10 protein-coding genes are annotated in these 12522 nt (G+C 75.6%); 3 read left to right on the top strand and 7 right to left on the bottom strand.

What is annotated here, in order from left to right:
- Positions 1 to 57: 57 nt before the first annotated feature.
- Entirely contained in the window at positions 58 to 567 is a 510-nt protein-coding gene (locus ACSP97_RS28160; protein ID WP_440554859.1) for a DUF2231 domain-containing protein, read from the top strand.
- Between the two features lie 100 nt (positions 568 to 667).
- Here ACSP97_RS28160 and ACSP97_RS28155 read toward each other — a convergent pair whose 3' ends face one another.
- Entirely contained in the window at positions 668 to 1477 is an 810-nt protein-coding gene (locus ACSP97_RS28155) for a GntR family transcriptional regulator (protein ID WP_440554857.1), read from the bottom strand.
- A gap of 546 nt (positions 1478 to 2023) precedes the next feature.
- On the opposite strand from ACSP97_RS28155, the gene ACSP97_RS28150 reads away from it, so the two are divergent.
- Positions 2024 to 3070: a DUF2637 domain-containing protein gene (locus tag ACSP97_RS28150; protein ID WP_355154073.1), complete on the top strand. Its 1047-nt coding sequence runs from the start codon at positions 2024 to 2026 to the stop codon at positions 3068 to 3070.
- A 77-nt stretch (positions 3071 to 3147) separates the two neighbouring features.
- On the opposite strand, the gene ACSP97_RS28145 is transcribed toward ACSP97_RS28150, so the two are convergent.
- The 3 genes from ACSP97_RS28145 to ACSP97_RS28135 all read right to left on the bottom strand — a co-directional run bounded on the left by ACSP97_RS28145 (position 3148) and on the right by ACSP97_RS28135 (position 7526).
- Entirely contained in the window at positions 3148 to 3522 is a 375-nt protein-coding gene (locus ACSP97_RS28145; protein ID WP_355148658.1) for an ATP-binding protein, read from the bottom strand.
- Between the two features lie 1091 nt (positions 3523 to 4613).
- A complete protein-coding gene (locus tag ACSP97_RS28140; protein WP_355148218.1) occupies positions 4614 to 6356 on the bottom strand; it encodes a pyruvate dehydrogenase in 1743 nt (580 codons plus the stop codon).
- A gap of 63 nt (positions 6357 to 6419) precedes the next feature.
- Complete coding sequence (locus ACSP97_RS28135; RefSeq protein WP_355532258.1) at positions 6420 to 7526, bottom strand: protein phosphatase 2C domain-containing protein; 1107 nt, start codon at positions 7524 to 7526, stop codon at positions 6420 to 6422.
- Positions 7527 to 8063: 537 nt separating this feature from the next.
- On the opposite strand from ACSP97_RS28135, the gene ACSP97_RS28130 reads away from it, so the two are divergent.
- On the top strand, positions 8064 to 9050 hold the full coding sequence (locus tag ACSP97_RS28130) for a helix-turn-helix domain-containing protein (RefSeq protein WP_355148222.1): 987 nt from the start codon (positions 8064 to 8066) through the stop codon (positions 9048 to 9050).
- Between the two features lie 118 nt (positions 9051 to 9168).
- Here the strand turns inward: ACSP97_RS28130 and ACSP97_RS28125 are convergent, their stop codons facing one another.
- From ACSP97_RS28125 to ACSP97_RS28115, 3 genes are all read right to left on the bottom strand, one after another.
- Positions 9169 to 10386, bottom strand: a complete 1218-nt coding sequence (locus ACSP97_RS28125; protein WP_355148224.1) for a GDSL-type esterase/lipase family protein — start codon at positions 10384 to 10386, stop codon at positions 9169 to 9171.
- A gap of 192 nt (positions 10387 to 10578) precedes the next feature.
- Positions 10579 to 11070: a methylated-DNA--[protein]-cysteine S-methyltransferase gene (locus ACSP97_RS28120; RefSeq protein WP_355322494.1), complete on the bottom strand. Its 492-nt coding sequence runs from the start codon at positions 11068 to 11070 to the stop codon at positions 10579 to 10581.
- Complete coding sequence (locus ACSP97_RS28115) at positions 11067 to 12467, bottom strand: AlkA N-terminal domain-containing protein (RefSeq protein ID WP_440558488.1); 1401 nt, start codon at positions 12465 to 12467, stop codon at positions 11067 to 11069. Before ACSP97_RS28115 ends, ACSP97_RS28120 begins: the two co-directional genes overlap by 4 nt.
- Positions 12468 to 12522 lie beyond the last annotated feature (55 nt).

Below are 12522 nucleotides of genomic sequence, written 5' to 3'. Positions count from 1 at the left end.
GAGAGACGGCTGTGCCAGTCTGGCGCGCCCCGAGCCCCCACTCCAGGAGAACGTCGGATGACGCTCGTCAACGGCCTGCCGGCCCACATCCTGCTCGTGCACGTCGTCGTGGTGCTGATACCCCTGACGGCCCTCGCCCTGATGGCCGCGGCGCTGTGGCCGCGGGCCGCGCGCCGGCTGGGCGTGCTGCTGCCCGCGCTGGCGTTCGTCGGGCTGGTCAGCGTGCCGCTGACCACCCACGCGGGCGAGTGGCTGGAGCGGCACGTCGACTCCGACCCGCTGGTGCGCAGGCACACCGAACTGGGCGACGGGCTGCTGCCGTGGGCCCTCGGCCTGTTCGTCCTCGCGGCCATCGTGTGGTGGGCGGGGCGCCGTACGGCGGGCGCCGAGCGCGCCGGGCGCTGGTCCGCGCTTCCGGTGCGGGTCGTGGTGGGCGTGCTGTCCGTGGTCGTCGCGGTGGGCGCGGTGGTGGACGTCTACCGGATCGGTGACTCCGGGGCCAAGGCGGCGTGGCACGACGGCTTCTCGAAGACGGCGCACGAACAGGGCGGTTCCGACGGGTCCTGAGCGGCGGCCCGCCGTCGCGGGCGGGCGTGCCACCGGCCGGGCGTCTCCACGGGGAGGCGCCCGGCCGGTGTTCTCGCACGGCCCGGCGCGGGGAAGGCGGTCAGTTCGCGCCCGCGAAGTGCTCGGTCACCAGCCCCAGCACCACGTCGAGGTCCCCGGCGACCAGCGCGTCCAGCAGGATCACGTGTTCGGCCGCGTCGGCGGCCAGATCCGCGCGGGCGTGGCGGACGGCACCGCCGACGAGGGGCCACTGCGCCCGCCGGTGCAGGTCGTCCGCGATCCGGCACAGCTCCTCGTTGCCGGACAGCCCCAGCATCGCCCGGTGGAAGGCCCGGTCGGACTCCGCGTACGCGGCCGGGCAGCCGGAGGCCGCCGCCCGCACCGAATCCTCCGCCAGCGGCCGCAGCGCCGCCCACCGCTCCGCCGGCACCGTCCGGGCCAGCCGCAGCATCACCGGGACCTCGATCAGCTCCCGTACCTCCGCCAGCTCGGCCAGCTCGCGCGCCCCGCGCTCCACCACCCGGAACCCGCGGTTGGGCACCACCTCGACGGCGCCCTCCAGGGCGAGCTGCTGCATGGCCTCCCGCACGGGCGTGGCCGAGACGCCGAAGCGCTCCGCGAGCACCGGCGCCGAGTACACCTCGCCCGGCCGCAGTTCCCCGGTGACCAGCGCCGTGCGCAGCGCCTCCAGGATCTGTCCGCGCACCGAGGCCCGCCGCACCGAGGGCCGCTCGGCCGCGGCCGACGGCCCGGCGACCGGCCGGTCACCCCACGTGAGCTCGTCCGGTACGGCCCCCGGCGCACCGGCGTCCGGCTCGTGTGCCGGGCGCTCGGCGCGCGCCGGGCGCTGTTGCGCCGGCACCCGCGCACCGCTCTGCGCCCCGGCGGAGCCCTGCACGCCGTGCTTCACCGGGTCCTCCTGGCGGCTTGTCGGTACTTGGGGTCATTAACGGTGGCTTGTCGGTTGTTCGTCAAGCACCTTAGACATACCGAGCGGCAGGTCAAACTCGATCGAGAGAAGGTAAGGAAAGGCTCACCTCACCAAATTGCCCGCTCGCCGGGGCGGGGACCGGGCCGAAGCACCACATCTTCCCCGTCGCCCGCCCGCCGCACCATCGGAAACACCAACAGCCGGGCACCCGAGGCCGCCTGACGGCCCCTCAACGACAGGAGGGGCCCGGTCGTCCATTAAGATCGACGCGAATCGGACCGCCCCGCACGGACAGGTGATTCACAACTTCCTCACCTCTCGCAGGAACTTTCCGAGGAACCATCCGTACGGGTAGTCTTATTCGAACTCAACTCCCGCCCCTCACGCGGTAGTTCGAGCAGAACGCCGTCCCTGGGCATCCCCTCGCACCTTCTTGGCGGCCTCTTGCCGCGAAACCCCCTGAGGGCCGCCGGGAGTGGGCCACTATGGCGGGCGTTACGCCCTATCCCAATGCAAGGGACCCCTATGAGACTGACCGACATATCGCTGAACTGGCTGCTTCCCGGCGCCGTACTGCTCCTGGGCATGCTGGCGGCGGTGGCGGTGCTCGTGCGCGGCAAGCGCTCCTCCGCGGAGAACGCGAACGCGGACGACTCCTGGGAGCGCAGCGAGGAGCGCCGCAGGCGCAAGGAGGCCATCTACGGCACCGCCTCCTACGTGCTGCTGTTCTGCTGTGCGGCGGTGGCGGCCGCCCTGTCCTTCCACGGCCTGGTCGGCTTCGGCGAGCAGAACCTCGGGCTGAGCGACGGCTGGCAGTACCTGGTGCCGTTCGGCCTGGACGGCGCGGCCATGTTCTGCTCCGTGCTCGCGGTGCGCGAGGCCAGCCACGGTGACGCGGCCCTCGGCTCGCGCATACTGGTGTGGCTGTTCGCGGCGGCCGCGGCCTGGTTCAACTGGGTGCACGCGCCGCGCGGCGCCGGGCACGCGGGCGCCCCGCAGTTCTTCTCCGGTATGTCCCTGTCGGCGGCCGTCCTGTTCGACCGCGCGCTGAAGCAGACCCGCCGTGCGGCGCTGCGCGAGCAGGGTCTGGTGCCGCGTCCGCTGCCGCAGATCCGCATCGTGCGCTGGCTGCGGGCGCCCCGCGAGACCTACCGTGCCTGGTCGCTGATGCTGCTGGAGGGTGTGCGCAGCCTCGACGAGGCGGTCGAGGAGGTCCGCGAGGACAAGCGGCAGAAGGAGCAGGCGCGGCAGCGGCGGCGCGAGCAGGAGCGGATGGAGCGCGCCCAGCTCAAGGCGATCAGCCGGGGCCACGGGCGGCTGGTGGGCCGCCCCGGCGGCGGCCGGCAGGTGGAGGTGCAGGCGGTGGAGCGCGGCCCCGCGCCCGCGCCCGCGGAGCCTGCCATATCGGGTACGGACCAGCTTCCGGTACCGTCCCGTCCCTCTCTTCAGCCGGTTCGCAAAGGGTCTGAGCCGGTGACCGTCGACCTCACCGCGGAGGACGACACAATGGCCCTGCCACGACTGGACTCCCTGGAGCGCAAGCTCAAGGACCTGGAGCAGCAGTTCGGCTAGCCGGGCCGGGAGCCACGGCTCCTCATGGGTCGGGGGCGTGACCGGCGGTCACGCCCCCGACCCATGTCCGCGGTGCCTCAGGCCGCTTCGGCGCCCAGTTCGAACCACACCGACTTGCCGACCCCGTGCGGCCGTACGCCCCAGGCGTCGGCGAGGGACTCCACCAGGACCATGCCCCGGCCGTGGGTGTCGTCGTCCGGCCGGCGGGTGCGCACCTCCGGTCTTCGGGGCACGAAGTCCCGTACCTCCACCCGGAGTCCGCCGGGCGCCACGACGGCGGTGAGCACCGCGTCGTCGTCGGTGTGCACGAGCGCGTTGGTGACCAGTTCGCTGGTGAGCAGTTCGGCGATCTCCGACTGCCCCGGCTTGCCCCAGTCCCGCAACAGCTCCCTCAGCTCCCGCCGCGCCTCCGGCACGGCCCGCAGGTCCGCCCGTCCGAGCCTGCGCCACAAGCGCTGCGGGTACTGCGGCCCGGCGTCCGCCCGAAGGCCCCGTCCGGCGCCCGCCCTTCCGCGCCCGGTGCCCTCACCGGTGCGACGGCCGTCCTCCCGCCCGGCGCCGGCCCTGTGGCCGGTCTCCCGCCCGGACGCCGCGCCGGTGCCGTGCCCGCCGTCCCGGGCGTCCGCGGTCGCGGCGGCCCTCTCCCGCGTGATGTCCGCGGCCGTACCGCTCTTCTTCCGCGCGGTGTCCACGGCCGGGCCCCGCCTCTGCCGCGCGGCGCGCGGGCGGTGGCCCGCGGAGTCGGTGGCGGGGACCGCCGTCACGGCGTCGCCGGTGTCCTCCCGCGCACCGCCCACGGCGCTCCCGGTCCCGGCGGCGAGACCGTCTCGGGCCCCGCCCCGGTCGGCGAGGCGCCCGCGCCCTTCTCCCCATGCCTGGGCGAGCTGCCCCGAACCGCCGTCCACGGCTCCCGCGAAACGCGCCCGGTGCTCGCCCTCGGACTCCGGCAGCCGCCCCACCGGCTCCCGGGCCGGCTGCGGCAATCGTCCCGGCGTCCCGGGTAAGGGCGGACGTCCCGTCGTCCCGTCCCCGGCTGCCGGCAAGCGCCCCGTCTGCTCCCCCATCGGCTGTGCCGGTCGTCCCGCCGTCCCCTCCACCGCCTCCGGCAACCGCCCCGCCGGTTCCCCCACGGCGTCCCCAAGGCGTCCCGCCGCTTCCCCCACGGTTTCCCCCGTTCCGTCCTCCGGCTCCGGTGAGGAGGTGCCCGTGGTCGCGGGACCTCCCCGTGCCTGCCTGTTCATGGCCCCCGCCCGCGCGCCGCTCGAACCCTGCCCCTTCTGGTCGAACACGTTCACGGGGGATGCTTGCCCAGCGCTCACCCCGGCAGTCCTGGGCGTGGGGCGATGACCGGCGGTTCGGCCACCGGCGGTGCCTTCGGCCCGGGGCGCGGGGTGCGCGCGGTGGCCGGAGGAGCACCCGTGCGGGGGCCGCCTGGCGCCGCTGACGCCCCGTGACGGCGGGGCAGCCGCGTCCGGCACAGGCGGTCGGCATGTCGTCACGGGCCGTGAAACTGGCCGAAATCCGCTCCCCGGTCCGGGTGGTGTCAGGGTCGCGGCACGTTGCGCAGGTTGGAGCGGGCCATCTGCACCATGCGGCCGACCCCGCCGTCCAGCACGATCTTGGACGCGGACAGCGCGAACCCTGTGACCATCTCGGCGCTGATCTTCGGCGGGATGGACAGCGCGTTGGGGTCGGTGACGATGTCCACCAGCGCCGGCCCCTTGTGCCGGAACGCGTCCTTGAGCGCGCCGGCCAGTTGCTTGGGCTTCTCCACCCGCACCCCGTACGCCCCGCACGCCCGGGCCACCGCGGCGAAGTCGGGGTTGGCGTTGGCCGTGCCGTACGAGGGCAGGCCGGAGACCATCATCTCCAACTCCACCATGCCGAGCGAGGAGTTGTTGAAGAGGACGACCTTGACCGGAAGGTCGTGCTGCACGAGGGTCAGGAAGTCGCCCATCAGCATGGCGAAGCCGCCGTCCCCGGACATCGACACCACCTGCCGGCGCCGGTCGGTGAACTGCGCGCCGATCGCCATGGGCAGCGCGTTCGCCATCGAGCCGTGCGAGAAGGAACCGATGATCCTGCGGCGGCCGTTGGGCGAGACGTAGCGGGCCGCCCACACGTTGCACATCCCGGTGTCCACGGTGAACACGGCGTCGTCGTCGGCGACTTCGTCGAGCACCGCGGCCACGTACTCGGGGTGGATCGGAACGTGCTTGTCGACCTTCCTGGTGTACGCCTTGACCACGCCCTCCAGCGCGTCGGCGTGCTTCTTCAGCATCCGGTCGAGGAAGCGCCGGCTGGTCTTCTCCCTGACCCGGGGGATCAGACAGCGCAGGGTCTCGCGTACGTCGCCCCACACGGCGAGGTCGAGCCGGGACCGCCGCCCGAGCACCTCGGGCCGTACGTCGACCTGGGCGATCTGCACGTCGTCGGGCAGGAAGGCGTTGTACGGGAAGTCGGTGCCGAGCAGGATCAGCAGATCGCACTCGTGGGTGGCCTCGTAGGCCGCGCCGTAGCCGAGCAGCCCGCTCATGCCGACGTCGTACGGGTTGTCGTACTGGATGAACTCCTTGCCGCGCAGGGCGTGGCCAACCGGCGCCTTGAGCTTCCCGGCGAACTCCATGACCTCGGCGTGCGCCCCCGCCGTGCCGCTGCCGCAGAAGAGGGTGACCTTGCCGGCCTTGTCGATCATGTCCGCCAGGGCGTCGATCTCGGCGTCGCCGGGGCGGACGGTGGGCCGTGAGGTGACCAGGGCGCTCTGCGCGGACCCCTCCGGCGCGGGCTCGGCGGCGATGTCGCCGGGCAGGGAGACCACGCTGACCCCGCTCCGCCCGACCGCGTGCTGGATCGCGGTCTGCAGCAGCCGGGGCATCTGCTTGGAGCTGGAGATCAGCTCGCTGTAGTGGCTGCACTCCTGGAAGAGGCGGTCCGGGTGGGTCTCCTGGAAGTACCCGAGGCCGATCTCGCTGGAGGGGATGTGGGAGGCGAGGGCCAGCACGGGTGCCATCGAACGGTGGGCGTCGTACAGGCCGTTGACGAGGTGCAGGTTGCCGGGGCCGCAGGAGCCCGCGCAGGCGGCCAGCTTCCCGGTGATCTGGGCCTCGGCCCCGGCCGCGAACGCGGCGGTCTCCTCGTGGCGGACGTGGACCCAGTCGATGCCGGCGTGGCGGCGCACGGCGTCCACGATCGGGTTGAGGCTGTCGCCGACGACGCCGTAGAGGCGGCGCACGCCGGCGCGGACGAGGATGTCGACGAACTGCTCGGCTACGTTCTGCTTGGCCATCTCTCGTCTGCCCCTTCCAAGGCCCGGTCGGTCCCCGGTTCCATGGAGGCATACGAGCAGCCGTCACGCCTCCCACACGGCAGCCGCCGTACGGTCGTCGGCGTAGCCCTTGACCCGCACCCGGGTGTCGGCGAGGAACGCGGCGAGGCCGGGCGCGCGGCGGCCGGACCAGCGTCGGGCCAGGTGAGCGCCGAGCGCGGGCTCCCCGCGCAACGGCTCGGCCAGGCCCGTCGTACACATCACCAGGACATCACCCGGGCGGGCTAGCGAGGCCTGGAAGCGGAACGGCGCCGGGTCCGGCGCGGGCCGGGCGGCCGGGACGCCGAGGTCGAGGGTGAACCGGTCGTCGTCGGCCGGCTCCGCGTGCCCGGCGGGCGTGGCCCGCGGCTCGATGTCCCGGAAGGCGCCGTCGCGCAGCAGGAACAGGCCGCCGTCGCCGGTGCCGAAGAACACCCGGGTGCGGCAGTCCGCGTCGGCCGGCAGCAGCAGGCAGCGCAGGGTCGCGGTGTACTCCCGCGGGTCCAGGCCCCGTTCGGCCGCGCTCGACCCAAGCCGGCGAAGGCCCCGGTCCGTCAGCCGGTGCAGGCCGGCCCGCAGATCGGCGCGCCGGGCCGCCCGCAGGTCCTCGGCCAGGCGCCGGTGGCTGCGGCCCACCGCCCGGCCGATCCAGCGGCAGGCCTCGGCCGCCGCCAGGTGCGCCTCCGGCGTGGTCCGGGCGCCGGTGGCCATCGCGACGAGCAGCAGCGCCTGCCCGCCGGTGCCGAACCGGGCGGTCAGCAGCGCGTCCCGGCGCGGCTCGCCCCGGTAGCGCGCCGAGTCCCCGCGCAGCGAGACGGAGCGCAGCGTCCACGCGCCGTACCGGGCCCCGTCCAGCACCGTGTCCGGCACCGACTCCTCCAGCGCCTCCGGCTCGGCGGCCGGCAGCGCGGTGGGCTCGGGGTCGTAGGTGGGCGGGCCGGAGCCCACGTAGTCGAGGGGGGAGGCGGGTTCGGGGGCGGGCGGGTCCGGCGGGGTCCGGGTCCCGGTGACCGTCCGCTTGACCGAGGTGAAGCGGTCGTCCAGGGAGTCGGGCGCGGCCGTGGGGCCGGTGTCGCCGGTGGCGTCGTCGTACAGGTCCCCCCACCAGTCGTCCTCGGGACGGACGGCGGGTCTTCCCCCCTGCTGGCTCATGCCCTGATTGTCACCACGGGGGCCGCCGGAAAACGGGGCATCGGGAAAAACCGTCGCCCGGCAGGCGCCCGGGTCGGCGTGTCGGGGGACAGATCGTACGGCCGTACGGCAACGGGCACCGGGGGGCGCGGTGGAAGGCCGCCGGGCGGTCCCACCCCCCACGGGGAGACCGCCCGGCGACGTGCGAAGTGACCCGGCCCCGTATCCCCTCCACGTCCTGGGCACGTCCTGGGACGTGTCGGACACGCACGGGCCCGGGTCACGGTCCTGGGGACCGGGCCTTGTCGGCCACCGGTCCGCCGGCCGGATCGCGGCGTGGTCGCCCCGGCCGCGGCGGCGCGACCGGACGCACGGGCGCCCCGGCCCGGCAGGTGTCCGGGCGCGAATGCCGCGGTGAGGCCCACCTTGGCAGAGGCACTCGCGGTACCGCGATGATGGGCGGCGGCGGGTTTGCGTCGTGGCCGGTTTCCGCCAGCCGCGGGCCCGCGCGACGGCTTGTTCTCAGACTGCTCGGACTCAGGGGAGGGACGCGGGGCGATGCTGGCGGCGATAGGGCTGGACGAGAGACACGAGGCGGCGTACCGGGCACTGGTGGCGGTGGGCGCGGCCGAGGTGGCCGATCTGGCGCGGCGGTTGACGCTGGCGGAGCAGGACACCGAGCACGCGCTGCGCCGGCTGGAGCGGCAGGGGCTCGCGGCCCGTTCCTCGGCGCGCCCCGGCCGCTGGGTGGCGGCGCCGCCCGCGGTGGCCCTGGGCGCGCTGCTGACCCGGCAGCGGCACGAGTTGGAGCAGGCGGAGCTGGCGGCGGCGCTGCTCGCGCGGGAGTACCGGGCGGCGGCGGACGAGCCCGCGGTGCACGACCTGGTGGAGGTGGTGACCGGCGCCTCGGCGGTCGCCCAGCGGTTCCTCCAGCTCCAGTTGGGCGCCACCGAGGAGGTGTGCGCGCTGGTGACCGGGAATCCCGTGGTGGTCTCCGCGGCGGAGAACGAGGCGGAGGAGCAGGCGGCCGGGCGCGGGGTGCGCTACCGGGTGGTGGTGGAGCGGGCGGTGCTGGATCCGCCGCAGGGGCTCGGCGGGCTGGCCGCCGCGCTCGGCCGGGGCGAGCGGGTCCGGGTGGTGGACCGGGTGCCGACGAAGCTGGTCGTCGCCGACCGCTCGCTGGCGATGGTGCCGCTGACCTCGCGGAGCGCGGAGCCGGCCGCGCTGGTGGTGCACGCCAGCGGGCTGCTGGAGCTGCTGGCGGGGCTGTTCGAGTCGGTGTGGCGCGAGGCGCTGCCGTTGCGGCTGAACAGGCAGGGGGCGGCCGAGGAGGTGCCGGACGGGCCGGACGGCACCGATCTGGAGGTGCTGTCGCTGCTGCTGGCCGGGCTGACCGACGCGAGCGTGGCCAAGCAGCTGGACCTGGGGCTGCGGACGGTGCAGCGCCGGGTGAAGCGGCTGATGGAACTCGCCGGGGTGACCACCCGGCTGCAACTGGGCTGGCACGCCCACGAGCGGGGCTGGGTCGCACGCGAGCCGGGCTGATGCGCCGTCGCCCCGCCGGGCCGTCGTCGCTCCGGCTCGCCGCCCGGTTCCCCGGGGCTGCCGGGGGTGGTGGCGCGGTTCCCTGCGGCTGCCGGGGATGGTGGCGCCGGGCTGCCGCTCACGCGTGGCCGGTCGGTCCGGGCGGGCCGAGCGTGCGGCGGACCGTCTCGGCCACCGCGGCCATGCCCGCGTCGCTGAAGTGCAGGTGGTCGCCCGGGTCGTAGGCGGGCCGGATGCGGGTGGGGTCGGCGCGGTCGCGTACGGCGGCGTCGGCGTCGGCGACCGCGTCGAAGACGCCGCCGGTGCGGATGAAGGCGTTGACCCGCTGCCGTACCTCTTCGCGGGCGACCGTGTAGGCGGCGAACCCGTTGAACGGGGTGAGGGTGACGCCGACGACCCGGATGCCGTGCGCGTGGGCGCGGTCGACGATGGTGCGGTAGGCGTCGGCGTAGGCGGCGGGGTCGTTGGCCGGGGGGAGGCCCTTGATGTCGTTGATGCCCTCGAAGACGACGAGGATCCGCGCGCCGGTCCGGTCCAGGGCGTCGGCGTCGAGGCGGCCGAGGGCGCTCGTCCCGGCGCCGTCGCGCAGCAGCCGGTTGCCGCCGATCCCGGCGTTGAGGACGCCCATGCCGGAAAGGCGCGCGGCGAGCCGGTCGGGCCAGCGGCGGTTGGCGTCGGGGGTGGACCCGGTGCCGTCGGTGAGCGAGTCGCCGAAGGCCACGACGCTGCCGGTGGCACGGCCGAGGACGTCGACCCCGGTGACGTAGTACCAGCAGGTGAGGGTGGTCCGGTAGGCGGAGCCGTCCGCGTCGGCGGCGTGGCCCGCGCCGTCGGCGGCCACGTAGCTGGTCTGGAGGGCGGTGGCGTGGTAGGTGGCGCGTCCGTCGTTCTCGGGGGTGTACACGGTGACGAGGAGGTCGGCGGCGGCCGGCACGGACAGCCGCACCGGGTCGCTGACGGTCTCCCCGCCGGGCGGGACGGTGGCGGTGGCGGCGCCCCGGAACGTCGCGGCGCGCAGGGTACCGGGCACGGCGTCCGGCCCGGCGGCGCGGCGCAGCGCGACGGTCACCGCGCCGAGCCGCAGGGGCGCGCTGCCGAACCGGTTGCTCAGCCGCACCCGCACGGCGGTGCCGCCGACGCTGAGGTGGACGACGTTGCGGACGGCCGCGCCGGGCAGCGCTGCGGCGGTGCCCGACGGCGCGGTCTCCCAACTCCCGGTCCAGCGAGCAGCGTTGCGCACGGCATCCACCGCGGGGACGGCCCCCGCGGTGGCCCGCGCGCCCGGCAGGACCAGCGCCAGCAGCAGGACCGCGAGGACCCGTCCGACCTTGCCCATGTGTCCGCCCGCCCTTCCCCGGGATCCGCCGGAGGCGACCGTGCCACAGCCCGGCGCCGCCGCGCCCGCAGCTCCGTCCCGTTTCCACCCGGTCGGCGCAACGGCCCGGCGGGGCGGGCGGGTCGGTCCCGCGGGGTGGTCAGCCGAAACCGAGGCGGCCGGGCCGCTCCTCGGGCCGCGCCGCCGCGTCCGTCAGTTCCCTCGCGGCGCCGCCAGGGCCCCCTCCAGGGTCAGCAGTCGCACCTTGCGGTCGAGGCCGCCCGCGTAGCCGGTCAGGGAGCCGTCGGCGCCGATCACCCGGTGGCAGGGGCGCACGATCAGCAGGGGGTTGGCGCCGAGCGCCCCGCCGACGGCGCGAACGGCCGCCCGGGGCGCGCCGATCCGGGCGGCGAGCAGGCCGTAGGTGACGGTGGTGCCGTACGGCACCTCGTCCATCGCGTCCCACACCCGCCGCCGGAACTCGGTGCCCTCGGCCCGCAACGGCAGCCGGAACTCCCGGAGTTCACCGGCGAAGTAGGCGTCGAGCTGTTCGCGCGCGGCGCGGAACGGCCCCGGATCCTCCCGCAGTCCGTCCGGGGGCTCCCCCGCGCAGCGCAGGGAGGTGAGCGCCCCGTCCGGGTCGGCGGTGAGCAGCAGCCGGCCGAGGGGCGTGTCGAGACGGGTGAAGCATCCGGCGGTGGTCATCGTTTCAACTCTCCTGCGACGTAAAGGTGTTGGACGGCATAGGTGCGCCAGGGCCGCCAGGCGTCGGGCACCTGGACGCCGGGCGGGGCCACGTCGGGGTCGCCGAGGGCGCGGGCGCACAGGACGGCTGCCGCGTCCGGGTCCATCCCGGGCAGGGCGAGCAGTGCCCGCCGGGCGTCGTCCCGGTCGGCGCCCGGGTCCAGACGGAGGGCGCCGTCGGCGAGGGCGGCGGCGAGCGCGGCCAGCGGGGCGCCGGTGCCGCCGGCCGCCTCGGCGAGGGCGGCCGGTTCCGGGAAGAGGTGGGTGAGCGTGCCGCTCGGGGCGTCGAGGGTCTTGCCGTGGCGCTGGACCAGCCGCGCGGCGCCCGCGGGGCCGGCCAGGGCGCGTACGGCGACTTCCAGGGGGTCCACGGCGCCGGGTGCGCGCAGCCCGGGACGGGCGGCGACCAAGGGGGCGAGGCGGGGGTCGGCGGCGAGCCGTTCGTCCACCGCGTAGGGGTCGGCGTCCAGGTCGAACAGCCGCCGCAGCCGCTGCACGGCGGTGGTCAGGTCCCGCGGATCGGTGAGGTGCACACGGGCGTCCAGCCAGCCGCCGGGATGCGTGCCGGCACCCGGGCGCGGTGTCCGGGTGCGTTCGGCGACGGCGGCGATTCCGGTGCCGTACGGCAGCCGCAGGGTGCGCCGGTAGGTGCGGGCACCGCGGCGGCCCGTGACCTCCTCGACGCCCGCCACCGCCTCCCGGGCGAGCTGGTCGAAGACGGCGGCGGCCTGGTACGGGCCCCGGTGGGCGAGGCGCAGCGGGATGCCGGTGCCCGCGGCGGCCCGGCGGGCCCCGCTGCCGCGCGGGGCGGCGGCCCGTACCTCGGTCGGCGTTGCCGCGTACACCTCGCGGACGGTGTCGTTGAACTGGCGCACGCTGGCGAACCCGGCCGCGAACGCAATCTCGGTGACCGGGAGTTCCGTGGTCTGGAGCAGCACCCGCGCGGTGTGCGCCCGCTGTGCGCGGGCCAGCGCCACCGGCCCGGCGCCCAGCTCGGCGGTGAGCTGCCGCTGCACCTGCCGGGCGCTGTAGCCGAGGCGGGCCGCGAGCCCGGCGACGCCCTCGCGGTCCACCACGCCGTCGGCGATCAGCCGCATGGCCCGGCCGACGACGTCCGCGCGCACGTTCCACTCCGCCGAGCCCGGCACCGCGTCCGGCCGGCAGCGCCGGCAGGCCCGGAACCCGGAGCGCTGGGCCGCGGCGGCCGTCGGGAAGAACCGCACGTTGCGCCGCTTGGGCGTCACCGCGGGGCAGCTGGGCCGGCAGTAGATCCCGGTCGTCTCGACGGCGAAGAAGAACGCCCCGTCGAACCGTCCGTCCCGGCTGCGCACCGCCTCGTACCTGCTGTCCTCGTCCATCACGGGTTCCAGTGTGGGCCCCGCCCGGACGAACCGGCTGGCGGAAAACGGACAC

This window comes from Streptomyces sp. SCPE 10 (assembly GCF_051980735.1).
GTDB classification, from domain to species: domain Bacteria; phylum Actinomycetota; class Actinomycetes; order Streptomycetales; family Streptomycetaceae; genus Streptomyces; species Streptomyces misionensis.
Note: the sequence above shows the minus strand (reverse complement) of the source record. Positions and strands in the feature narration are given on the sequence as shown.